The organism is Pelosinus sp. sgz500959 (assembly GCF_042610375.1).
Taxonomy (GTDB): Bacteria; Bacillota; Negativicutes; order DSM-13327; family DSM-13327; genus CTSoil-075.
Genome location: NZ_JBGJZL010000004.1, coordinates 415,113 through 440,237 on the forward strand (window position 1 = coordinate 415,113; position 25,125 = coordinate 440,237).

A 25,125-nucleotide genomic window follows, 5' to 3' on the forward strand; every position below is an offset into this window, starting at 1 on the left:
CGAGGTGATATAAATGAAAAAATATATTTTGGGTTTTATGCTAATTTGTGTCATAGCTATTACATATCTTTTATTTGTGTCGAAATCGGTGCATATAGGTTTTGGTACTGATGTGGGGCAGATCATGCATGTGGTTACAGCAGATATGAAGCATGAGCATACGATTTCATGGAAGACAGAAAAGTTTGGTGAGTCAGGAAATTTGGAGGTACGACCCAAGCAGTCGCAAAATATCATAAAAGTCAACGCAGAAGTAGTGGAGCTGCCTGTATATAATGGAGGAAAACACTTTGGACTTTATACTGCGCATGTTACCAATCTTACGGCTGGAACTGATTATGAATATCGTATTTCTGTTGGCAAACGGCAATCTGCATGGATGCAGTTCAAGACGGAGCCGGAGTTGACATCATTTAAGGCACTTATCTTTGGTGATTCACAGTCATTAGATTATAAATATTGGGGGAAGACAGCACGGGTAGCATGGCAAAAAAATGGAGATGCAGCGTTTTTTGTTAATATGGGTGATCTCGTTGATAATGGACAGGACGAATGGCAGTGGAATGCGTGGTTTGATGAAGGAGCGAAACTTTTAGAAGCAATACCTGTAGTTCCGGTTATGGGAAATCATGAGGCATATAGTCTGGATTGGAAGATGGCTAAACCCGATTACTATCTTTCATTTTTCTCCCTGCCAGCGAATGGTCCGGCAGGTCTAGAACGATACGCTTATTCCTATGATTATGGCGATGTACATTTTGTCGTACTTGATACGCAGCTAAATGAGTTACATGACTGGTATCCTGATTTATTAAAAGAGCAGCAGAGATGGCTTGCAAAAGACCTATCCCAAACACGGAAAAGGTGGAAGGTAGTTCTTATGCATCGTGGTATCTGGATACATCCTTTTGATGGGCCGCTTGATGATATTGGTCAAACCTTTGTCCCAGTGTTTGATCAATATCATGTTGATCTCGTATTTACTGGACATGTACATTCCTACGCGCGCACCAAGGCACTGAAAAATGGCAAACCAGACCCTGCCGGGACTATCTATATTACGACAGGACGCAGTGGTGAAAAAGTATGGGATAAATCCCCACAAAAACCGATGGATGAATTTTATTATAACCCGCTGGATATGCCGAATTATCTTGTATTTGAAGCCTCATATGATGCTCTTAAAGTCGCTGCTTTTAAGCAGACCGGTGAGCTGATTGATCAAACAGAAATAAAAAAATAGCTAGAAAGATCCCCCATTTGTAGTATGAAACGACAAATGGGGGATCTGCTTGACCTAACTAAAACCCATTGACAGAATTACCGTGAAAAAATTCACATATGAATCTTGAACAAAATGTATCAGTACTTTTTCATAATCATTTTTGATCTTACAATACCACCATCCCTTTGTCTCTCGTTGTATGAAGTTAGGGAAGAAGTGAATAAAGTGCTCTCCCGCAGACTTATATCAAAGTAAGAATAATAATAGGAAAAGTTCGCAAACGTGCAGACTATAGGCGATTATTTAAATAACTAATGATTCTGGAAAGATTTTTAGTTTGAAGTGATAATGTTTTGCGTTCATTGATATCTTAACTATCCTTTGTCAGCAAAGGAGGACAGACATTCTGCACTCCACTATAAAGAATAAAATATTCTGTCGTAATCTGAAAATTCTTGCAGGAAAAACAATCCAAAGGACGAAAGGATACGTAGGAACAAATTCTACCAGTTGATCAAAACGAATATCCTAATACTTTTCGTTTGTAATGGTGAATAGTATGCTAATCATTCAACTTCAAAATCTTTATCTTAGAAAACTTAAATTCGTGTCTTACTATGCAAGAACATTATAGTGGTTAGATAGAGCTATGATTTAACACAGGATGTTGCGAAATAGGAGAAGAAATAGTTGTTTTTAGATTAGATTAGTAATGAAGAAAAATGTGAGGTGTATGATGTTGAATTCACAAGTTAATCGGCGTACAAAAGTAGCTATCCGTTATGCTCAGTGGATTCTACCTACTTTATTAGGAATATTTATACTACTGGCTACTGGAATCTTTTTTTTGGAACGAGATAATCAGATGCAAGCCAATCGAGATTTTAGTAAGAAGATGTTAGAGCAAGCAAATAAAACTCTCAAAACGTGGATTGATGACCAAATGGCAACTGTTTTTATGATTGCCAATGACCCAAGAACAATTGAATCGTGTGCTGATCCTACAAATATTGAGGCTGTTGCTAAGGCTAATCAATTTTTACGGTCTGTACATGAACAAAATAAATACTATGAAAATATAGCATTATCTTCTAATTTGCCTTCAGAGAAAAGTATTGAACTTACAGCAATGAATGGGAAACAATATACAATTAAACGAGGGATGTTTTTTGCCGATTCATCTAAAGGTGTATCAATAGGCAAATCCAATGCTGAGCATCCTATGGCCAAAGGGATTTATAGTGAGGGTAAATCTCATATTATTACTCATGTTTATCGTAGTCTGATTTATGGTAATCCTGCATTTATCATTTCTGCACCAGTGATCAAAGAAGGTAAATTGGTTGGTGTAGTACATATGGCATTGCCGATGACTTATTTTACGGATAAGTTTGTCAATGAAGTACGATCGGGGCAAACAGGATATATGTTTATGATTGACGATAAAGGATTACTTATTTCACATCCTAATAAAGACTATATTTTAAGCGAACAAGCGATGGAGTTATTTAAACCAATTACTACTAGAATTTTAAATAATGAACAATATTTCAGCCAAGTAGCTGATGGGGACGAAAAAACATATATGGCATTAAAGTACGATCCTAAAGAAGCTAATCATTTAAATAGCTGGTATTTGGTATTTGTACAGTCTAATCATGAAATCGTAGCACAGGCTTTAAAATTTGTTTGGGTATTAAGTGGTGTACTATTAGTGATATTTTTAGTAATCACAATTGTTATTTATCTTGTGACCCATGTTATTGTGGTTAAACAGTTACATGTTTTGGGGAGCCAACTTACTACATTAGCTGAAAAAGGGGGAGATTTGACTGTTAAGGTCAATGTCAATACACAAGATGAGTTTGGAATATTAGCCAATGGATTAAATAAATTTATGGAAAACCTACATGATATTGTAGCTAATGTATTACAAGGCTTTGCGAGTGTGACGGGGGTATCACGCCAAGTGTCCAATTCAATTCAGCAAATTGGTCATTCTGCGGATCGGATATCTAATATCATAAATGAAGTGGCTGTTAGCTCAGGTAAACAGTATGAACACGCTGATGCCATTTTAAAAATGATAGAAAAAGTACAAGATCTGGCACATGAAGGCAATGAAGAAATGAGTAAGACTGTGACTAATGCACATTTATCGACCAAGCTTGCATATGATGGGAAGCAAGATATTGATAACGCAACATCCCATTTGGTATCTGTAAGTCATACCGTCAAAACGGCTACAGAAGGGATACAAAAATTGGGACAACGTTCTAAAGAAATTGGTGGCATTGTCACGATGATAACGGATATTGCTAGTCAAACCAATCTTTTGGCACTCAATGCTGCCATTGAAGCCGCTCGTGCTGGTGAACAAGGGCGAGGTTTTGCTGTAGTGGCTGAGGAAGTAAGGAAATTGGCAGAACAATCAAAACATGCTACTGAAGAAATTACTACACTCATTAAGGATATCCAAGAAGATACTTTTAGCACTGTGAAAATAATGGAAACCAGTACGCAAGGCGTAAATGAACAAATTAATATTATTGAGAAATGTGGTCAAACATTGCTACAAATTGTGCAGAAAGTGGAAATGGCTGAAACTGATGCTAGTCATACACAAGAGATATTTGCTCAGTTTTTGAAAAATACAGCTGTTGCCCTTAACGATACCAAAGAAATATCAGCTCTTCTAGGTAGTTATTCTCAAGCTGTCGCACAGGTTGCTGCTGATGCTAAAGAACAGTCTAATACAGTGGATGATATTGTTGCTAGCACTCGAGAACTATCCAATTTGGCTGATGAATTGCAGAGTCAAGTGAGTAAATTTATAGTATAGATATGAAGTATTTGTAAAAGGCAGTTTCACCTTTAGCTCGTAACGAGATGATATACATAAAAATAGCGAGAAAGATCCCCCATTTGTAGGATGAAACCACAGATGGGGGATTTGCTTGATCTTATTAGAACTTATTGACAGAATTACCTTGAAAGTATTTGACATATGAATCTTGAACCAAGTGTATCAATGCTTTTTCAGATTCATTTTGATTGTTTCCACTATACATATCTGTTTTCATATGGTTATTTTTTGACCAGTAATAAATTGTTTCTCCTACGCAACCAATTGCATAACTACGATCTTCAGGAATTGTAAGCATGTTTCTACCTGAAAACTCTGGTGGCGAAGGGATACCTAATATCCCCAAAAGTGTAGGTGCAAAATCAATCTGACTTGCAAATCCTGCACTGTTAAAATTATCAAAAGGTTGCAAATTCTTGCTAATAAAGATAAGTGGGATAGGAGCTAAGGATAAACTCAGATCGCCTTGCCCAAGACGTTTATAATTGTCATTCTGACTTGGATGAGGATTATGATCACTTGTAACAATGATAAGAGTCTTATCGTCCATTAGATTTCGCTCTTCAAGATCGTGAAAAAATTTTTGCAAGGTAATATTTTCCCAATAGATTCCTTTAAGATAAACATTCTTGTATTGTTTGTTGATATTTTCTGGAATATCTTTTTCAGAAAGTCCACAATATGGAAATGGTTGATGAGAATCGATTGTCTTAGTCACTATGAAAATTTTATTATCTCGGTTTTGTTCCAATATCTTGATCGTTTCGTCATACATGACGTCATTATGGAATCCCCAGCCAGTGCTTCCAACATATCCTTGTCTTTCTAAATCTTCTTTTGCTTTGTAAGTATGCATTCCAAAACGTTTTTTATATGCCCGAAATTCATCGTTATAATATTGGCTAGTAGCCTCTAAAAATACGGTATCATAACCCTTACTTTCAAGAGTTTTGAATAAAGTCACATTATTTTCAAAAGATTGATCCTCGGAATAGATCGACTGGGAAAGGAAGATCGAATTAAGCCCTTGATTTGTGGGTTTATTGGAAGGGTAGTAATGATCCGAATGAGGATACTTAGCCATCAAACTATCCCAAAACTCGGTTGTTTCTATTGGAATTTGTGAATTATAGAAATGCAGGTAGTCTCGATGAAAAGATTCAGCGACAATTACAATTATTTTTTCATATGGAAAAGTTTTTTGAACGAAAACAGGTTTTTCGGTAACATCAATTTTCAATTCATTTAGCAGCTTAGTTTCTTGTTCAGAAAATGCCACGCGGTAAAGATGATTGGAGGCGTTAACATGTCGATCGTCATTTCGCAAAAACTCTCTTACTATGTTGATAGTTACAGACTCAGTAAGCAAATCGCGAGATAGGTTTCTGGATTTTTCTATTTCTGCTTCCTCATCAAATCCGTCTTCCATCAGTGCTTTTGGATATACGTAGGCTGTGGTGAAATTAACAAAATTAGCTAAGATACAGATCATTATAATTAGGGTACTGACATTTTTCTTGCGAAAAGTATGCATCCTTTTCGGAGTGCGAAATAATAACATAAGAAAGAAAAAGCTTATTAGTATGCCAAATAAAACAACTTTATCTGCAGTATATAGTACACCTGTTATTGAATAATTATTTAAATTGTCAAATAACACCTTTTGAATATGTGTTGACGTAACAAAAAAATAGATGGTATCACTATAAAAAATCAAAAGGGTAAAAAGATACGAGAAAAAGTATATGGTTTTAGATAGTATATTATTCCCTTTAGTATATAGGTAGCCAGCTAATACTACGAAGATAACATTATTAATCACACCTGTAAGAACTGACATGAGAGTTATTGCACTAAAATTTAAATTTAATGAATGAATGATAACCATCGAGATGCCTAACCAAAGAATTGATAAAATTACTATTGGGCAATAATCTTGTGCAGTTTGTCTGACCCATGTAATATGTTTTCGTAAAAAAATAACTATACTTACCAACAATACATCACGAAAAACAGCATTGCATACATCAATAACGACTATCCCTGTTGGAATTTCTGGTTCTCCCATATAGAACCGAAGGGTAAAGCAAGCCTCTATGAAAAACAACACAGCTATTCCGATAAATTTATTTTTATGACGGGAAAAAAAATCTTTGAAAAGTTCTTTTCTAATTGTAAAACTCCCCTTTAAAATATCTCTTAGATACAGTTTTGACATAGTTGTTATTTAATCTTATATTCACTATATTTCTATAAATACCTCCATACAATCTAAAGATAACTACAGCAACGTTAGTATTAAAATATATTGCATGACATTTTTTATCTCATTTTTTAGGTTTGTGGTAAAATTATAACATCATTTTTATTTTGCACTTGTACCTAGATTTTTTAGGGGCGAGCCACTACAGGGAAGGTAGTTTTTAAGATATGGGATATGAGTACAGGAGCGTCCAATGTGACGCACGTTATTTGCTGAGCCGTTTTTGGTACTTACGTTGATTGTATGATGATACTACATAAAGTGAAGGGATGATTTTAATATGAAAAAAATAATTGTAATAACGACAGGTGGAACCATTGCGATGAAATATGATATGGAAACAAATGGTTTAATTCCCGCAGTGAGTGGCGAGGACCTAGTTGAAGCGGTACCTGCGTTAAAGGCGATTGCAAAAGTTGAAGTGGTTGAATTTTCCAATGTACCAAGTGGTTATATTACTCCAAAATCCATGTTTGAACTTGGAAAAATAGTAGATCAATATGCACAGAAAAAAGAAGTGGACGGGATTGTTATTACGCATGGGACAGATACTTTAGAAGAAACCGCATATATGCTGGATTTAACAGTGCAGACACAAAAACCGGTTTGCGTTACAGGTGCGATGCGCGGGTCATCACAAACCAGTCCTGATGGACCTGGAAACATTTTAGCAGCAGTAAAAACGGCAGCAAGTGATGAAGCCTATGATCAAGGGGTACTTGTTGTATTAAATGATGAAATACATGCAGCGCTTGAAGTTACAAAAACTCATGCAACAAGTACAAAGACATTTGATTCTCCCTCTTGGGGACCCATTGGACGAGTTTACTTTGATAAAGTCGTTATTAAACGTCATTCTCTCCACTTACAAAAGATTCAGTCAGATAAAATAGTTGATGATGTACATTTAATTAAAGTGGTTGCTGGTATGGATGAATTCTTCTTTCATTGTTTGATTGAAAAGAAGGCAAAAGGTATTGTAGTTGAATCATTTGGTTGTGGCAATGTACCACCAGCAGTAAAAAATGGAATTGAAATGGCAAGGGAGAATAACATTCCAGTTGTACTAGTGACCAGAGTTCATGCTGGTCGAGTTGTAACCGCATATAGTTATTTAGGTAGTGCAAGTTCAATGGAAGAGTCAAATATTATTTTGGCGGGTGAAATAACGGGGCAAAAAGCCAGAATAAAATTGATGGTCGTGCTTGGTATAACAAACGATATTGAAAAAATTAGAACTTATTTTGATACACACTAAATTAAAAGAGGCTTTGATTTTTCATAGGGAGAAAATTGAATACTTTTATTTGAAATATTCATCCGAGCTTGTTTAGGATTGTCATAATTGACATTTTTAGCAAGCTATCTTTTTAGTGTGCGATAAAAGAACCCTATCACAACATGATTATAGGGATTTCCTTTACGACTTATACTTCTAGACAAAGTCAGTAAGTGAGTATATTATAAATGTAACTAATAGAGAAAATTTTCATAACATTCGGAATGTATAGTGGTTAATATCGGTATGGAGGAAAGTGATTTGATTATGGACTTGGCAGTATCTAAACATTTAAATGATCATGTGGATTCCAGGGTAAAACTGCTCTTAGATAACCACTTTGAAGGAAATATGGCGATTGACGAAAGCGGGACCGTCTTTTTTGCAAATTCATTCTTTTTGGACATTTTAAATTGTACTCAGGGGGATGTATGCGGGAAAAAAGTATGGGACGTTATTCCTGGTTGCCGATTATTTGAAACCGTTGAGCAAGGATATTCCATTTGGGGTGAGACATTAAAAATTAACGATAGGGAACTTTTAGTGGCTCGGCTTCCGTTGAAGGAAAATGGAAAAATTGTAGGGGCAATGGTTAAGACTTTATTTCCTGATCGAACGACTAGTAAAGAAATTATGCGGAAATTGTCGCGATCAGGAACAATGGAAAACTGTACAAAAAGTATACTTTGCACTTGTCGTGATATCATTGGGGAAACTCCACCGATGCTATATGTGAAGAAATTAGCGCGACGTGCATCACGAACCAGCTCAACTTTGCTAATTACGGGAGAAAGTGGTACAGGCAAAGAAGTGATTGCTCAGGCGATTCATACCCGATCTGTTAGGAGGGAGGGACCGTTTATCAGTGTAAACTGTGGTGCTATTCCTGAAAATCTTCTTGAATCAGAACTGTTCGGCTATGTTGATGGAGCATTTACCGGAGCTAAAAAAGGAGGGAAACCAGGAAAATTTGAATTAGCCAATGGTGGAACTATTTTGCTAGATGAAATAGGCGATATGCCATTATATATGCAGGTCAAACTTCTTCGTGTATTGCAATCTAGAGAAGTTTGGCGAGTTGGATCTACAGCTCCTATTAAGCTTGACGTGCGGATTATGGCCTCCACGAATATTGATCTAATTCAGCAGGTGAAAGATAAAAAATTTCGTGAAGACCTTTACTATCGGCTGAATGTATTAGAAATTAAGATGCCGGCCTTAAGAGAAATAATCGAAGATCTGCCATTGTTAATCGACGTGTTGATACAGCGTATTAATCGTAAAATCGGGGCAGATGCAAGCGGAATTTCCCCAGAGTCTCTTGAGATTATGAAATCCTATAGTTGGCCAGGAAATGTAAGAGAATTGGAAAATCGCCTTGAGCAGGCAATCAATTGGAGTGATGATCCAATTGTTGATATGCGCAACATCCCAGGAAAAACTTGGGATACTGGGTTTGATCAAAGAGTGACTGCTGATAAAACTTTTCGTGGTTCTATTGCAGAAACTGAGAGGGACCTGATTATAAACGCATTGAACAGAGCACAAGGGAATAAGGCTCAAGCGGCACGAGTATTAAATATGCAACGATCAGTGTTATATAAGAAAATTGAAAAATTAAATATATAAGTGTAGCTTTTATGTACATGTGTCTTCTATTGATACAGCCAAAAGACTCCTGGGGGTAGCCCCAGGAGTCTTTTGGCTGTAAATTCAGACATTACAGACGTCTGCTTTGGTTGGCACAATTATTGCAAAGTATAGTTAATGCTGATGGCCATCAGTTCAATGGGTAAAAGACTACAATCTTGAGGAGGAAAAAGAATGTCTAAATTTTCCAATAAAGTCAAGACGATTGACGAAGCGCTAAGTGTGATTCCCCAAAACGGTGCAAGAATTATGCTGGGTGGATTTGTAGGCGCGTCAGAAGCGACTTGCTGTATCGACTGGTTAATCAAAAATAAAATTAGTGACATAACCTTGATTGCCAATGAGCCGGGGATGAACGGTTTTGGCAGAGCCATGTTATTTAAAAATGGCTTGGTAAAAGAACTGATTTCCAGTCATGTGGGTACTACTCAGGAGTCAACGGAAGAGTATCTGAAAGACAATTTGAAAATTGAACAGTTTTATCCTATGGGCACTTGGATCGAAAAAGTGCGGGCCGGTGGATTGGGGCTTGGTGGTGCGTTGATCCCTGTAGGAGTAGGCATATTAGACGAGGATGATTTATTCGCCAATTTGCCAGAACCCAAACAAGTAATTGAAGTAGATGGCCTTCCATGCTTTGTTGAGCCTCCTCTGAGGGCCTCTATTGGTCTTGTAAAAGCCTGGCGCGCTGATGAAATGGGCAATCTGGAGTATCGGTATACCGGCGTGAACTGCAATCCTATGGTCGCCATGGCTTGTGATTATACCATTGCCGAAGTTGAGGAAATTGTTCCCGTTGGCACGATTGCGCCTGAACGGGTTGGAACACCGGCTCCTTTTGTACATGCGGTTGTAAAGGGATTAAACTTAGAAGAACATGATGAAATCTACCGTCAACATTGGCTGAAGATTGGTAAATTAACCCCTGAAAAATAAAAATTCTTAGGAGGGATAGACATGGATCCAAGAGTGTTAATTGCAAAACGTGTTGCCCAAGAATTTAAAGATGGGCAGCTTGTCAATTTGGGTTTTGGCATGCCAACCCAAGCTACTAATTATATGCCTGAGGGCGTTAATGTTATGTTTCATGCAGAAAATGGTGTTTTTGGTGTTGGTCAGAGACCTACTGCATCAGAAGCCAAGGCTGACGTGACTAACGCAGGGTCTGAACCCATTACGCTTGTGCCAGGTGCAGCCATCATGGATTTAGCAACTTCCCTCGGGGCTATGAGAGTAGGGCTATTGGATATTACTGTTTTGGGAGCGTTGGAAGTAGATCAGTTGGGCAATATTGCCAATTGGGCTGTAAAGCGCAATGGAAAGTGGTGGCCTGGCATCGGTGGTGCCATGGATCTTTGCTATAGAACCCCGCAGGTGATTGCCTGTCTTATGCACACGGACAAAGGCGGACAATCGAAAATTCTCAAAAAGTGTTCTCTTCCTCTTACGGGAAAAGGCACTGTGAAAACGATTATAACAGACAAGGCAGTTTTTGATGTGGGAGACAATATCCTTATTTTAAAGGAGCATGCGCCAGGCGTTACTCTAGACGAAATTAAAGCTTTTACAGAGGCGGATTTCATAGTTACCAATACTTTTTGCGAGATGAAATTATAAATCTATTAAATGAGCTAGGGAGGTCTTTCAAGATCTCCTTGGTAAAATCTACAAAGGAGCGATTTTATGAATATTTCAGAACAACAAATAGGGTGCGATATGCTAACAAAGACTAAGATCTTCTGCAAAAATAGCTTACAGCCTATTGCTAGAGAATTAGATAAAAATAGTAGATTCCCCACTGAACTATTAGGTGCAATGGGTGAAGCGGGATTCTTTGGGATGAATTATGACTCTGAATATGGTGGTGGAGGTTATGATTCTGTTATCACTCATATGGTATCCCAAGAAATTGCGAAGGCTAGCGCCGGTGTAGCCCTCACCCTCCACGTGCATTGGATGGCAATCGATGTTTTGTTAAAATTCGGTACTGCGGCGCAAAAACAGAAATATCTACAGATTCTGTTACAGGGTAAAAAAGTGGCAGCATATACGATCAGTGAAGTCCAAGCTGGTTCGGACGCTGCCGGAATCAAAGCTACTGCCGGAAACACTAACGAGGGTTGGGTTCTTAATGGTTCTAAGTACTTTTGCACTAATGGTGGCTTAGCTGATATTTATTTTATCGCTTTTAAAACAGATGCAGAAGCCGGGGCGAAAGGCATAAGCATGTTCATCGTAGAGAAAGGTACGCCGGGTTTTGCAATTGGTGTGCCGGATGAAAAAATGGGGTGTAGAAGTTCTTATACTACTGGACTAACTTTTAACAATTGCATAATACCCCATGATAATATACTTGGCAACGTAAATGAGGGGTTCAAAATTGCCATGTATGGTTTAGTCGGTGGCCGTCTTGGTATGGCTTCTATAGGACTTGGAATATCCGAAGCCGCTCTAGAAAAATCAGCGATATATGCCAATAAGAGGACAGCTTTTGGCAAACCACTGAGCTCCCTTTTTGCAGTCCAAAAAATGTTAGCAGAGATGTATGTGAAATTTGAAGCCGCTAAGCTACTGGTATATGATACAGCTAAAAAAAGAGACAGCGGGAAGGACTATGCTCTTGAAAGTTCTGTTGCGAAACTATTTGTTACCGAAGTCGTTAACGAAGTGAGTCACAAGGCTGTTCAAATATTGGGCGGCCATGGCTATATGAAGTACAATGATGTGGAACGCTATGCCCGAGATGCACGATTACTGGATATTGGTGTTGGAGCATCAGAAGTTTTAAAGATGGTTGTTGGTGGAGCTGTAGCCAAGAGTAAAGGAAACGGCAATTAATAAATAAATTTGGGGGATGAATCGATGGGGTATATAGCAAAAAGGCGCTTTGAGAGTAAGTTGACGACAGGAATTGTTGCCGTAATTATATGTTTGGTGTATGCCCTTATTTACTGGCCGGTATGGGCAATGATGGCAAAAGCTATCATTACCACAACAGCTGCGGCAGGACTGCAAGCAGTAGAACCCACATTGGCGAAAAAGTTTATAGCCGCATTTGCAGAAGGAACCTTTTTTTGGTGCAGTATCAATGCTTGGATTTGGCAGACTTTAATCTTCGGTAATTATGGTAAATACAGTTTGACCAAAAGTCAACCCGGCGCTGGAATCTGGTATATCGCACTTAGCTTCGTCGTCGGTATTGCCGCGTTTTTTATTTTGATACCTTTCATTGGTATCTGGTGGAAGCCATTCAATTTATTCATTATGTTTGCTCCCAAGGATGCGTCAGAACTTCACTTGGCTCTGGAAGGATGGGAAGCTTCCAATTTCTATGTATTACCTGTTATCATAGCTCAGATTCCTTTTGTATCTCTTTTTCAAAAGAAACCATGGTCTGGTAACCTAAAACCACCTCTAGATGGCTTGGCCGTGATGATGACTAGTTCTTTCTTTGCTTTAATCGTTTGGGTTGCCATGTTCGTTCCTAGCTTTATGCATTTTCAACTGGGAGGACATGATGTTATTTCTCAGCCGATGGGATCTTGGCCAGCAGTATTGGCCTTCTGTCAAGGTTTTATTTTCTGGTTCCTTATTCCCGCGGAGGGTGGGGAAGGTTATCCTTATAAACTTTTCACCAGCAAACAGCCGTGGATGGGGCTGATTGGCTTAGTGGTAGCTTTACTATGTGGTGGTTATTTAATGCCTGCATTATATATGAGCCTGATTGCCGCCTTTACTATTAATCCTGGCGTAAATCCATATGTTACGACTGCATCTCTTGAATTATCAGTAATTGTAACCATGTTGTGCTGGCATCACCTGTTTGATGACTATCCTGGTGCTGATAAAGAATCAAGTGTTGCAAAACGCGTCATTACTCGTATGATAATATGGGTTAGTTTGGGAACTGTTTTTGGTTTGGTATGGCTACAAGCTTACAAGGTGCTTCCATTTGCAGGTAATGATCTTGGTATGGGCTTTCCTGTAATGGGTATTTTGGCAGGTCAGTTCGCTTTGCTCATGGTATTCCTATATTTCAATACTGCCCTTGATAAGTGGCCCCTTGTTTATCAAGAAACGGTAAATAACCAATAGAACCGAAGAAAATTTTACAGTGTGCACTGTATGCTCGCTCAGACTTCGGTTTGAGCGATATTTTCATTGGGGGGTGTTGCATGATAACACGAAAATATATTAATACACGAAATTAGGGGGGAGTTACGAAAAATTACAAGTAAATGGCTATGGATTATACGAAGGCCGGTATGCAGGATAAGTTGGAGGAGGTAGAGAAGTTAGATGATATAAATAGTAAGAGGTGTCATAAAATGTTTAAAAAAATAGTTGCTATAGAACCAGTAAATCTGATTCCATCAGCGGAACAAAAGCTCCATGATTATGCAAAAGAAGTGGTGATGTTTGGTGATGTGCCGAAGAATGATGAAGAAATAATCCAGCGAATCGGCGATGCAGATGCTGTACTACTCAGTTATACTAGCCGTATAGAAAAGAACGTACTTGATGCCTGTCCCAATATTCGATATATTGGTATGTGTTGCAGCCTATACTCTGAAGCAAGTGCCAATGTAGATATTTGTAATGCCCGTGCCAGAAATATTACAGTCTACGGTGTCCGCGATTACGGTGATCAGGGAGTTGTCGAATACATCATCAGCGAACTTATCCGTTATCTCCATGGTTTTGGTGATAAGCAATGGCAAGAACTGCCTGTAGAGCTTACCAATTTAAAAATTGGTATAGTCGGCCTTGGTACTTCCGGACAGATGATTGCGACTGGTCTTCGAGCATTAGGAGCTGATTTATATTATTTCAGTCGCACCCGAAAGCCGGAACAAGAAACAGAAAATGTAAAATACTTGCCACTGAAAGAACTGTTGCACACAGTTGATGTCGTCTGCACATGTTTGAATAAAAATGTCATCTTATTTCACGATGAACAATTTGAATGGCTTGGCAACCACAAGATAATGTTTAATTCCTCCATAGGTCCATCCCATGATATTTCTGCTTTGAGCAAATGGCTGGAACATGGTGATAACGAATTTTTTTGCGATACCGCTGCCGCTCTCGGCGATGATACTGGCAAGCTTCTTGCAAATCCTCATGTAAATTGCATGAATCGATCATCCGGCTATACCAGACAAGCCTTTGACCGTCTGAGTGAAAAAGTATTAAAAAATATTGAAACTTTTCTAAAGGAAAACAACCTATAACCCCCTTTACGAACAAAAAAGAATGTCACAAGGATAACTACCGTCTTGATTAATCAAGACGGTAGTTATCCTTGTGACATCACCAAACCCTAACATAGTTAGCTATTATTTCAAAAACATTTTAATTGCCATAATTAATAAGAGAGAACCTGTAGCTGCCTTTATTTTAACTTGAATTCTAGGTTTAAGGAGATAATTGCGTATCTTGAAAATCAGAGCGATTAGAACAGCATACCATATGAGCAATAGGGCGACAAAAACTAGCGTAAGAAATAATGATTGTATAAACAAACTGCGTNTATTTTAACTTGAATTCTAGGTTTAAGGAGATAATTGCGTATCTTGAAAATCAGAGCGATTAGAACAGCATACCATATGAGCAATAGGGCGACAAAAACTAGCGTAAGAAATAATGATTGTATAAACAAACTGCGTTGGAAATCCATGTATTGAGGAAAGATGGATAGAAAAACAAAAGAAGTTTGGATATTCAGGACGTTGCTATTAAATCCTTTGATGAAAGATTTAAGGATGGTTTCGGAAGGTAGATCATTAACGCTGGCAATTTCATCATTGATGCCAGTAGATTTATTGTGCAACTGCCAGGCACTAATAATACTAGAAATGGCTAAATACACAATATAACCAACACCTAGCAATTTAATTAAGCTATGCAGACTAGGTGACTTCATAATAATGAGAGATACTCCAAGGCCCGATAGAGAAGCATGAATAAACATCGAACTGGCAACGCCGATGACGTTGTAAATAGCTGCTTTATGTCCCAAAACCAAGCCTGATTGGAATACCAATATTTGATTAGCTCCAGGTGATATTATCATTAGCATTATAACAATGATAAAGGAATACAGTTCGGTACTATTAATTGGCAAATAATCCACCCTCTTTAATCTATTTAATATTTTCTTTTAGAATTTTGGCAATTGGCAAATGTAGCATTGCTTTAAGATAGTAGGGACTTTTTACTATTTGTTTGCAATTATAGCACAATGCTAAGTATAATAAAACTATCATATATATATACGTTATATACCTGAAAAGCATAGTAAGAGGTGGATAAATGGATATCAGAGATATGAAACATTTTTATGCCATTGTTGAGGAGGGGAATATTAGTAATGCTGCTAAGCGGCTAAATATAGCGCAACCACCACTTAGCAAACAAATGAAACAACTGGAAGAAAATCTTGGAGTTCAATTGTTTGAGCGCGGTAGCCGTAGAATAAGACTTACTGAAGCAGGACAGCTCTTACGGGAGCGGGTAGAACAAATATTAGGACTAGTCGATGGTACAATGAAAGAAATCACTGAATTGAATTCAGGATTGGCTGGCATACTTTCGATAGGTACGGTGACTACTTCAGGGGCTACATTATTGCCAGACTTAATTAATAAGTTTCATAACTTATATCCCAATGTTACTTTTCAACTATGGGAAGGTGATGGTTATCGAATTTTAGAGTTATTGGACAAGAGGATAATTGAGATTGGTATCATACGAGCTCCTTTTGATTCGGAATTTTATGAATCAATTACTCTGCCTGCTGAACCGTTAGTTATTGCTATGAAACAGGATGGATGTCATTGTGGAGAAGACCCTGAAAATGTTCGGCTAATTGAACTTGTCAATCAGCCGTTGATAATTCCACTAAGGTGGAAAGCTATGTTTGTCGAATGGTGCGGTAAAGCTGGATTTAAGCCGAATATCGTATGCATAAGTGATGGAGTGTTACTCAATATATTATGGGCTAAATTGGGAATCGGCATGGCGCTAGTTCCTAAATCTGTTGAGGGATTAATTTCAGATTCAGCGCTGACTTACAAAAAAATTATTGAACCCACAGTGTCAACAGAAACTGTAATTGTTTGGGTGCGAAATCGCAAATTGTCTGCTAACAGTAAACATTTCTTGGATTTATTAAAAGATATGGTTGTTAAATAGAGTTGTGCAAACCGATTACTTAGGTAAGAAAAGTCCTCTATCAGATTATGAACTGATAGAGGACTTTGTATTGGTGCTAGTATATTTGTCAGGATGTTCAGATACAAAAGGTTGAATTAGCTTGAAATATATGCTGAATTAAGAGCTTTTTGTATAGTTTCAGCATTGATTCCTTCAGTCCACTTATCAAAATAGCATGGATAGTTAGTTCCGCACGTCTTACATTCTATATATTGTTTAGTATCTTTTTGTTCACGATCATCATACATGTAAGGAAGAAGCTCTGTAGTATTATTACGCCCAGGGGCATTTGAATCTATGATATACGAATATTCATATGTAGCTTCGTATTTTAGTATAAGGTGGTTATCATGACAAACTGGACATATAACACGATCAATTTGGTACATAGTAGTTCATCCCCTATTTTAATATATTGCTTTGGTGCAGAACAAAATCGAAGAAAATTAATTCTAAGAACTATAGAAACATCTATTTTTATTATATCCATTTTTCGAGACCTCAGTCATATGTTCGCCTTTGGATTTAGGCGAATTTTTTTATGGGGGCGTGGAAGAGAGGATTCGTGTAAAAGTACAAGAGTGACTTTGCATGGCAACGACTGAGCAGTAACCAAAATAGTACAGTATACCATTTTTGTATATACCAAAAATGTCAAAGATATTAAAAATATTAAAGAATAGTCTTAATTTTATTGAAAAAAATTAAATAATGATCAAAAATCATGCTAAATGACTTTGGCATGATTTGTGCATTTATTATAGATAAGATAAAGATAACTAAATTTCCTACCACGAATGTGTAATAAGAAGTGAGAGTCAAATTAAAAAAGATAAATAGTGCAGAATCCTTCTAGAGATAGCGAAAAAATAAATAGAGAGGCGGTAATCAAATATGACAACCATGTTTTGCGCAAATTGCATTCTTAAATATGATTGTGAAAAGTCGTATGAAAAAAATCAAAAACTTAACTGTTACTTTTATCCAAATAAGAATGGGTCAGAAAATTATAAGTTACACTCGGTAACACCCGTGTCGCCAAATGCAAAATAACTTCTGACATTACCTCAGTTACAAAGAAAAATAACAAATCAAATGGATGTAACAAATGCAATAAATATGATTTTTTGCTGAAAGAATTAGTATTATTTTATGAAAAATATAATATGTATGCTGATGTTCGCCTAGACGTTGTTTAGGCGGATTTTTGCTGTAAGGGTATCATGGAGAAAAGAAGGTTCGTGTAAAAGTATGATTAGCATAACAGTCTATCATTTTAAGCATACATAATAAGCAAACATTTGTGCCTTTGAAGTTGACATTGAAATAATTTCTATGATATCTTATATAGTATTAAAAATGGGAGAATGTGATTTCAAAAAGAAAATTGTCATTACATTGATTGATATTTTTAATCGTGCTAGAATGGATGAATTATAAACAAGAAGACTTGTAAATTCAATATTTTAAAAGGTAAGAAAGGTAGGAGAGTAGGTATGGAACAACAATCCTTTAATAACACAAAACAACTGGTCTATGCAGCAATGGGTATTGCCCTCGTTTTTATTTGTACGTCACTTGTAAATCTTCGTCTTCCTGTTTCTGCCAATGGCGGCTTAGTTCATTTGGGGAATGTGCCCCTCTTTATTATCGCCATTCTTTATGGACGTCGGTTTGGTGCTTTGGCGGGAGGAATTGGCATGGCTCTTTTTGATGTGGTGGGTGGCTGGTTTTTATGGGCTCCCTTTACGCTAGTCATTGTCGGTCTCATGGGGTATACGGTCGGCGCTATCTGCGAAAAACGCCGGACCCTGACGGCTTATGTCTTGGCCTTGGTGGCGGCTTGTCTCATTAAGGTGGTTGGTTATTATGGTGCCGAAGGGATTATTTACGGCAATTGGCTGACACCGATGGCATCCATTCCTGGTAATCTCGTTCAGATCGGTGTGGCGGCAGTCATCGTATTGCCTGTCGTGGCTAAGTTGAGAAAGCATGTGACCATTTCTTCTTGGGCAGGCGCTCGCAAATAAAAAAGGTTATGAGTTTAAGACCCTCATAAAACGATTAAGTTTTATGAGGGTCTTAACTTTGTGCAAAAACGGCTTCCTTTTTCAGTAGCTCTAAAGTGGTTCTCCTGCTTAATAGTAACGTTTCTTATTACCCTTTAAAGTAGTATTGAATCCACATAATAACTTCGGATAATGAAGGGTGAGGTGTCATTGTTTCGCCGACACTAATGACTGAACGAGGGTCTAAATTCCGTATTATCCTAGATTCACGTAATTCTTTCACCGTGGATGAGGCAATATGACCATTTACCGGTGTTATTTTCGTTTCGCCCGCATTCATAAGGTTAACAAAGGGTTGCAGTAAGATAGAGGACTGTGGCCCTATTATATGAATACCCAGGAGGGCACTTGTTTTTTTATCTACGACAATTTTTACAAAGCCATCCTGTTCATCGCCCGGATTAAATCCCAAGGCAAAACCTTTGGCTGTTGATGAATAATGGTGCTTGGCTGTTGAGGTTTCATAGCCTGCTTCAATTGCCTGGTGCTCTGTCAGCCCGACGTGAGCAACTTGTGGAAAGGTGTAGGTAACGGATGGTACGATATCGTAGCGAGCCCAGCGCCAGTCATGTGGCTGATGACCGCTAAATAAGTTGTGAGCCACGATATCGGCTTCATAATTTGCTTTATGACGAAATGGAGCTTCGCCGTTAATATCGCCAAAGGCCCAGATGTCTTTGACACTGGTTTCAAGAAATTCATTCGTAACAATCCAGCCACGGCTGTCTGTTTCGATTGACGTATCTTCCAGATGCAATGTATCGGTATTTGGTTGTATACCGATGGAAACCATGATTTCTTCAGCACCAACTTCGGTAATTTCACCTGTTGTCTTTTCTACTAACGTTACTATTTTTTCGCCATTTTCTACTCGTACATTAGTTGATTTATGGTTTAAGAATACATTGATACCGCTTTTTCGCAGACTCTTTAACAGCTGATCTGAGACTTCTTCATCCTCTTTAGGGAGGAGACGTACATTATGCTGAACCAGTATGACTTTCGTGCCAGCCGAAGCAAATACATGGGCAAATTCAGTGCCAATCGGACCACCGCCCATAATAATAAGGCTTTTAAATGGTTTCTTCGGATATTTTTCGCCAAATAAAGTTTCAGAAGTGAGATACCCGACTTGTTCTAAACCATCAATGTGCGGTAATTTGGGGCGTGCTCCTACAGCAATGAAAATCTTATTGGCTGTAATTTCTTCGGATACCGTACCGTCATTCATTGTTACCTTTACTGTTTTTTCCCCGGTAAAATATCCGGTACCTTGGTAGACATCCAAATTATCTGCTGCCTGATAATAGGCTAATATATCGTTGCTTTCGTTAATCTTTTGCCATACGCGTTGTGAAACAACCTCCCAATTCATGCGGGCCGGAGCAACGTCTACCCCAATTTTTGGCAGTTCCTCAATTTCTCTTATATAGTCTGCCGCTGTTGCCATTACCTTTGTAGGAATACAGCCACGTGTTAAACATGTCCCGCCAAATCGTCCTTTTTCGATTTGAGCACATTTTAAGCCTTGGTTCAGGGCTGCGTCCAAGACAATATTTGCCGAACCAGTCCCAATTACTAAGATATCATATCTTTTCATATATTCTCTCCTTTATAAATTCATCGTCAGCATGTAATTTCATCGGCGTTGGGCATTATCTTTTTTCGAATTTACTACACCTTTGTTATTCCTAGTTTTTTCATTTCAACAAATTTAAAGCATATAGTTTAATGGATTTTATTATATAATATGCGGATAGGTGAAATGCGGAAATAAAATAAAAAAGAAAGGATTATTTTCAACTTAGCAGAATTATGATGAAGACAAACAATTGCGGTTGTAATTTTCTTTAGGCGAGCAAATAAAATAGTTAAATAATGCAGATGATTATACTTAGATATTTAACCATGAGTGTTGATTCAGCATTTATTAACTTAGTGAGTTAGCTATAAGAATCAGAGGAGTGAAGCACTATATGTCAAAAAAACAGCAAGAAACCTTAGAATCAAAAATTAAGGCAATTATATTCGATTTGGATGGAACTTTGGTTGATAGTGAGCCTAATTATTATGAGGGTGATAAAAAGCTCTTAGAAGAATATGGTATAGAGTTAACAGAAGACATGAAAAGTAAGTATACCGGTATCGGCTCTCAGGACATGATGGAGGATATTAAAAAGAAATTTAATATTAATGATTCTGTTGAAAAATTAGTTGCAAAAAAAAATAAATATTATATTGAGATTGCTAAAGATAATACAATCGTTTTTCCAGAAATGCTTAATTTTCTACAGCTTTTAAAAAAGAATAACTTTCCGATGGCCATTGCCTCAGGCTCTTCCCCAGAAATCATTGAGATGATCATTTCGATTACGAATATAAAATCATATTTTGATGTAACACTTTCTGCAGAAGAAGTAAAGAAAGGTAAGCCTGCTCCTGATATATTTCTTGAGACTGCAAAACGGCTTGGCATATCTCCGATCAATTGTTTAGTACTGGAAGATTCACAATATGGTGTTGAAGCGGCTAAAAGTGCAGGTATGTATTGTATTTCTATTCCTTTCCCGACGAGTCAACAGCTACACAGCAGTTTCACGAAGGCTGATTTATTATATAGAAATGGTATTGAGGATTTTTCTGCTGCGCAAGCATTTGAATGGTTAAAGAAAATATAATGGATAAATGGAAGTTAATAAATTGAAATCTAGACAAATGCTGTGGCATTCTTTTTACCTCAAATGTTAAGTTTAGGGTAAAAAGAATGTTACGGCTTTATTTTTTGCATCAGAATAATTCTATTATTCCTGCCTTAATGACGTACGCAAATATATGCATTTATGAAGGGTAATAGTAAAAATTGTAGAATAGTGTGAAATATTGAATTATAGATGTGATAAAATATTAATATATATTATTTGTATTTGGATAAATCAGAAATGGATTATCAAATAGGGAGCAATCGGATATTTCACTCGAACTAACTGTACCATTGATTCTGTAATGTTAAAAACATGCGAAAATGGAGGGAGAGGGAATATGCTAGATTTGACAATAATCAGACTATATTTGACAGATATTATTTTTCTAACGATTAATATTCTACTTCTTCATATTTTATTAACAGCAAAGCGTTCTCTTTGGTTTCAAGGCATTGTCTTTTTTGCTACAGGGGTTGCTGTACACTGGTTGCGCATTCTTTTGGAACCATTAGTTCATGATTTTTTATTACGTGGCTTTATAACGGGGCCTTTGTATCTTATTCCATGTGCGCTGTTTTTTAAGGAAACATTTTATGCTAGAGTTTTTATCTTTTTCTTGATTTATTCTTTGACACAATTTATTTACCTTATATTCGTACATATAGATCAATTTTTATCTCCCGCTATACCCGGAACGTGGGTTTTATTGGGGCTAATTTTGGAAATGGCAGCGTTGCCATTAATAAAGAAATATTTAGTGCCTCATAGTAAGAATATCATCACGATTATAGACGAACAAAATCCTAGCTTTACTTTGTTTCCAGTCTTGTCGTTTGTGTTACTGGCTTTCTATGGTATACAAGGCACATATTCCTTATCTACTTTTATTCCAGTAGTGTTATCCACCATGTTAATTTTATTTTCCTATTATCTAATTGTCATGTCTATAACATGGGCTAAGAGTCATCAGCAATTAGAGCAACAGCGGAATGTGAATAGCCAACTGGAAATGGCTCAGCAACGTTTAGTGGTGCTGAATCAACAACTGGATTTCAGCGCAAGAACAGATAGTTTAACAGGTCTTTATAACCGACGGCATATGGAACAGAAAATTCAGGAAGAGTATGAATATTATCAAAGAACTGGTGTGGAGTTTGCGTTGATCATTGTCGATATTGATTTATTCAAAGGGATTAATGACAAGTACGGGCATGCTGGTGGAGATTGCTTGCTGAAATTAGTATCCGAAGATCTCAAGAAATCTGTCAGGGAGTATGATATAGTTGCTCGATGGGGGGGCGATGAATTCCTCTTGCTGTTACCAGCGACAAATTCAGAAAAAGCAGTGGGATTGGCTGAGCGTATTAGTAAAAATGTAGAAAAGAGCAGGTATATTTATGAAAATCAAGTCTTATCAGTGACATTAACGTTAGGCGTTTCAGTTATTAAATCTGACGATATTGTTGCCAGCGTCATTAAGAAAGCAGACATGGTTATGTATCAAGGTAAACGGGCAGGTAGAAACTGCGTAATATCGTTTGATAGTATAGCTAATATAAATCCTTCTGGAATATCTGATTTTGATGCAAAAAAATTATAAAATCAAAAATATCCTAGATAGTAGCCTAGTTAATAGCGAAAACGGCCAACTTAATGTGGCCGTTGAGTTCTTACTGTACATTTCTTTTAAATTTTTGGTGCTACACCCATTTAGCTTTTCTTGAAACTTCCACAGTCTGTACATTCAATAGTAGATGCCTTTTGCGCATGTTTTACTACCTGAATTTTTTCTAGGGTACAGTAATTATCATCTTTACAATGGAATGTACATTCTGGTACTGAGCAGCCAATACTTGAATTATGATTCATACTTATTTCCTCCTTAAGTATTAATAGAAACATAATTATTTTGTGCTTATTAATGATAATTATGTGTGGAAATTTTATTAAAAAATATTATAAAAAATATCAGCTTACTCATCAAAGGCTGAGGTTTATTTAGCTAACAACCAGTTAGTTGTTGATTATATATGGCTTTAAATATTTTAAAGAACTAACAAAAGTGCTCTTCCAATATTTTGGAGGAGCACGTTACTGTTTTAGTTATTACGCTTAGATACGAAATCGTGTCTTACATGTTGCCGGGTAAAGAGGTGATCTCGTCGCCGTCCGATCCACTGAAGAACTAGATAATAGATGATGATGAATGCCACTGTAAAATTGATTGCTCCGCCAATAAAAAGACTGGAACTGGCATCCATGACTCCATTCCAACTCAAGATAGGAGCAAGCCTTTGTTTCAAGAAAAGTTCCCCAACAATGTAATTCAATAAATACAGTAAAGGAACGAACGCTTTAACCCCCATAGTGCTTACAAGCGCCGATGCTCTGTGGCCATTTATCATTCGGGCAATCCAATATACAAGAGGTGGTCCGAGACCAATGGTCGGTATGAAATTGATGGAAACCCCCAAAGCAATTCCTCGTGCGATTGCTCGGCGATCACCGCGTAACATCAATAATCTCTTCCAATGAATTTGCACCAAACGCCAGACCCGTTTACGCAAGACACTTATCCTCCACTACCAAGTTTTCATTTACTCATAAGACCCCACTTCCATAAGTAGGTGCGTTCTTCGCACCGCGACCGCGGGAGTAGAATATGCTACTGAAGTCCAGGTGGACAGCTTTCGCTGAACGAGTTAACTTTCTTAGTTGTTAGTTTTCTAAAAAATCGTACTATATCTTACAGAGAAAATCAATTACTTTTTTTTGTATTTTTGGGACAAACTTAAGAAAAAGAGGAGTTGAGACTAAGTGATGGATAAAGATATTCAGTCAGAAACGATAAGTAATTGGGCACGAAAGGATAATATTGAGCAAGCTTTAATGGTTGGAATGCATGGAATAACAGAGTTTAAACATGATGAGAAAGTGTATTATTTAGGTGAATTTAAGGAAAATGTGATTCGGCTTCTATCCCAACAGCAAGTGGCTGAGGTAGTTATTTATCCAGAAATAATTCATGCCTTAAAAGATAAAAGAGCTACTAAGATGATTATTAATGGAAGTATAAGTATTCGCTTTATTGAAAAATACGAAAAATTAGCCAGAAAGATGCATAAACCTTATATAGTGCGTAGCGAACCAGAGTTTAAGGGATCAACCGGTTTAATGGTGATTAGTGATGAAGCCATAGAAACTCAGATTATAACTGTTGAAGATCGAAGCGTTCGTTTAAAACGACTCGGGATGCCTTCCGCCCTAATTAACGCGGTTGGTAAAAAAGTGTGTAAAAAATGTTTGCAACAGATTTTGGAGGTCGACCCTGCGGAAGAATCAAACTATAATGAACTTACCTTATTAGATCGTATTGGTGGAGAACACTGCCCAGCTCATCAAGGAATGAAATGAAACCTCACCCCATGCATCCATCGCTTCGTTACGTCAAAGAGGGGCGTTGGCCAATTAGGTGGGGACGAATTTTTCGATGAAAAATGTTGACATAATAAATAATAAATGGTATTATATTTATCGGACATAAAAACAACTGACTCCGTAGCCCAGCTGGATAGAGCGTTTGACTACGAATCAAAAGGCCGCAGGTTCGAATCCTGCCGGGGTCACCATTTCGGGCGATTAGCTCAGCCGGGAGAGCGCCTGCCTTACAAGCAGGATGTCGGCGGTTCGATCCCGTCATCGCCCACCATTTAAAAAAATCACTTATATGGCCCAGTAGTTTAGCGGTTAGAATGCCGCCCTGTCACGGCGGAGGTCGTCGGTTCAAATCCGATCTGGGTCGCCATTAGTATGCTGGAATAGCTCAACTGGTAGAGCACCTCACTTGTAATGA

At 37.5% G+C, this 25,125-nt stretch carries 20 protein-coding genes and 3 tRNA genes; 17 read left to right on the forward strand and 6 right to left on the reverse strand.

Going from position 1 to position 25,125, the window contains the following annotated elements; genetic code table 11:
- Positions 1-88: 88 nt before the first annotated feature.
- Both ACAN52_RS08950 and ACAN52_RS08955 read left to right on the forward strand, forming a co-directional pair.
- Complete coding sequence (locus ACAN52_RS08950; protein ID WP_378954342.1) at positions 89-1,243, forward strand: metallophosphoesterase; 1,155 nt, start codon at positions 89-91, stop codon at positions 1,241-1,243.
- 715 nt (positions 1,244-1,958) lie between these two features.
- Positions 1,959-4,067 (forward strand): methyl-accepting chemotaxis protein, encoded by a 2,109-nt coding sequence (locus ACAN52_RS08955; RefSeq protein ID WP_378954343.1) that lies wholly within the window; start codon positions 1,959-1,961, stop codon positions 4,065-4,067.
- Positions 4,068-4,191: 124 nt separating this feature from the next.
- On the opposite strand, the gene ACAN52_RS08960 is transcribed toward ACAN52_RS08955, so the two are convergent.
- Entirely contained in the window at positions 4,192-6,309 is a 2,118-nt protein-coding gene (locus ACAN52_RS08960) for an LTA synthase family protein (protein WP_378954344.1), read from the reverse strand.
- A gap of 325 nt (positions 6,310-6,634) precedes the next feature.
- On the opposite strand from ACAN52_RS08960, the gene ACAN52_RS08965 reads away from it, so the two are divergent.
- The 7 genes from ACAN52_RS08965 to ACAN52_RS08995 all read left to right on the forward strand — a co-directional run bounded on the left by ACAN52_RS08965 (position 6,635) and on the right by ACAN52_RS08995 (position 14,517).
- Complete coding sequence (locus ACAN52_RS08965; protein ID WP_378954345.1) at positions 6,635-7,612, forward strand: asparaginase; 978 nt, start codon at positions 6,635-6,637, stop codon at positions 7,610-7,612.
- A gap of 288 nt (positions 7,613-7,900) precedes the next feature.
- Positions 7,901-9,262 carry a sigma-54 interaction domain-containing protein gene (locus tag ACAN52_RS08970; protein ID WP_378954372.1) on the forward strand — a complete coding sequence of 454 codons (1,362 nt, stop codon included), beginning with the start codon at positions 7,901-7,903 and terminating at the stop codon, positions 9,260-9,262.
- Between the two features lie 195 nt (positions 9,263-9,457).
- Positions 9,458-10,219: a CoA transferase subunit A gene (locus ACAN52_RS08975; protein WP_378954346.1), complete on the forward strand. Its 762-nt coding sequence runs from the start codon at positions 9,458-9,460 to the stop codon at positions 10,217-10,219.
- A gap of 21 nt (positions 10,220-10,240) precedes the next feature.
- Positions 10,241-10,900 (forward strand): 3-oxoacid CoA-transferase subunit B, encoded by a 660-nt coding sequence (locus tag ACAN52_RS08980; RefSeq protein ID WP_378954347.1) that lies wholly within the window; start codon positions 10,241-10,243, stop codon positions 10,898-10,900.
- 66 nt (positions 10,901-10,966) lie between these two features.
- The gene (locus tag ACAN52_RS08985; RefSeq protein WP_378954349.1) at positions 10,967-12,121 is read left to right on the forward strand and encodes an acyl-CoA dehydrogenase family protein; all 1,155 of its coding nucleotides are present in this window, start codon (positions 10,967-10,969) and stop codon (positions 12,119-12,121) included.
- Between the two features lie 24 nt (positions 12,122-12,145).
- The gene (locus ACAN52_RS08990) at positions 12,146-13,378 is read left to right on the forward strand and encodes a hypothetical protein (protein ID WP_378954350.1); all 1,233 of its coding nucleotides are present in this window, start codon (positions 12,146-12,148) and stop codon (positions 13,376-13,378) included.
- A 170-nt stretch (positions 13,379-13,548) separates the two neighbouring features.
- A complete protein-coding gene (locus ACAN52_RS08995) occupies positions 13,549-14,517 on the forward strand; it encodes a D-isomer specific 2-hydroxyacid dehydrogenase family protein (protein ID WP_378954351.1) in 969 nt (322 codons plus the stop codon).
- A gap of 260 nt (positions 14,518-14,777) precedes the next feature.
- Here the strand turns inward: ACAN52_RS08995 and ACAN52_RS09000 are convergent, their stop codons facing one another.
- Entirely contained in the window at positions 14,778-15,365 is a 588-nt protein-coding gene (locus ACAN52_RS09000) for a LysE family translocator (protein ID WP_378954373.1), read from the reverse strand.
- Between the two features lie 233 nt (positions 15,366-15,598).
- Here ACAN52_RS09000 and ACAN52_RS09005 point away from each other — a divergent pair, with 233 nt between their 5' ends.
- The gene (locus tag ACAN52_RS09005) at positions 15,599-16,480 is read left to right on the forward strand and encodes a LysR family transcriptional regulator (protein ID WP_378954352.1); all 882 of its coding nucleotides are present in this window, start codon (positions 15,599-15,601) and stop codon (positions 16,478-16,480) included.
- Between the two features lie 116 nt (positions 16,481-16,596).
- Here the strand turns inward: ACAN52_RS09005 and ACAN52_RS09010 are convergent, their stop codons facing one another.
- Positions 16,597-16,890 carry a hypothetical protein gene (locus ACAN52_RS09010; protein ID WP_378954353.1) on the reverse strand — a complete coding sequence of 98 codons (294 nt, stop codon included), beginning with the start codon at positions 16,888-16,890 and terminating at the stop codon, positions 16,597-16,599.
- Between the two features lie 1,107 nt (positions 16,891-17,997).
- Here ACAN52_RS09010 and ACAN52_RS09015 point away from each other — a divergent pair.
- Entirely contained in the window at positions 17,998-18,531 is a 534-nt protein-coding gene (locus tag ACAN52_RS09015) for an ECF transporter S component (protein ID WP_378954354.1), read from the forward strand.
- A gap of 127 nt (positions 18,532-18,658) precedes the next feature.
- Here ACAN52_RS09015 and ACAN52_RS09020 read toward each other — a convergent pair whose 3' ends face one another.
- Positions 18,659-20,170, reverse strand: a complete 1,512-nt coding sequence (locus tag ACAN52_RS09020) for a dihydrolipoyl dehydrogenase family protein (RefSeq protein ID WP_378954355.1) — start codon at positions 20,168-20,170, stop codon at positions 18,659-18,661.
- A 376-nt stretch (positions 20,171-20,546) separates the two neighbouring features.
- On the opposite strand from ACAN52_RS09020, the gene ACAN52_RS09025 reads away from it, so the two are divergent.
- Both ACAN52_RS09025 and ACAN52_RS09030 read left to right on the forward strand, forming a co-directional pair.
- Positions 20,547-21,248 carry an HAD family hydrolase gene (locus ACAN52_RS09025; RefSeq protein ID WP_378954356.1) on the forward strand — a complete coding sequence of 234 codons (702 nt, stop codon included), beginning with the start codon at positions 20,547-20,549 and terminating at the stop codon, positions 21,246-21,248.
- A gap of 361 nt (positions 21,249-21,609) precedes the next feature.
- Positions 21,610-22,872 carry a GGDEF domain-containing protein gene (locus ACAN52_RS09030; protein WP_378954357.1) on the forward strand — a complete coding sequence of 421 codons (1,263 nt, stop codon included), beginning with the start codon at positions 21,610-21,612 and terminating at the stop codon, positions 22,870-22,872.
- A 110-nt stretch (positions 22,873-22,982) separates the two neighbouring features.
- Here the strand turns inward: ACAN52_RS09030 and ACAN52_RS09035 are convergent, their stop codons facing one another.
- Together ACAN52_RS09035 and ACAN52_RS09040 are read right to left on the reverse strand one after the other, a co-directional pair.
- On the reverse strand, positions 22,983-23,141 hold the full coding sequence (locus ACAN52_RS09035; RefSeq protein WP_378954358.1) for a DUF1540 domain-containing protein: 159 nt from the start codon (positions 23,139-23,141) through the stop codon (positions 22,983-22,985).
- A 230-nt stretch (positions 23,142-23,371) separates the two neighbouring features.
- A complete protein-coding gene (locus ACAN52_RS09040; protein WP_378954360.1) occupies positions 23,372-23,839 on the reverse strand; it encodes a DUF2062 domain-containing protein in 468 nt (155 codons plus the stop codon).
- Between the two features lie 253 nt (positions 23,840-24,092).
- Here ACAN52_RS09040 and ACAN52_RS09045 point away from each other — a divergent pair, with 253 nt between their 5' ends.
- The 4 genes from ACAN52_RS09045 to ACAN52_RS09060 all read left to right on the forward strand — a co-directional run bounded on the left by ACAN52_RS09045 (position 24,093) and on the right by ACAN52_RS09060 (position 25,077).
- On the forward strand, positions 24,093-24,686 hold the full coding sequence (locus ACAN52_RS09045; RefSeq protein ID WP_378954374.1) for a DUF1694 domain-containing protein: 594 nt from the start codon (positions 24,093-24,095) through the stop codon (positions 24,684-24,686).
- 138 nt (positions 24,687-24,824) lie between these two features.
- Positions 24,825-24,901: transfer RNA gene (locus tag ACAN52_RS09050), tRNA-Arg, on the forward strand.
- 4 nt (positions 24,902-24,905) lie between these two features.
- Positions 24,906-24,981, forward strand: a tRNA-Val gene (locus tag ACAN52_RS09055).
- Positions 24,982-25,001: 20 nt separating this feature from the next.
- Positions 25,002-25,077, forward strand: a tRNA-Asp gene (locus ACAN52_RS09060).
- Positions 25,078-25,125 lie beyond the last annotated feature (48 nt).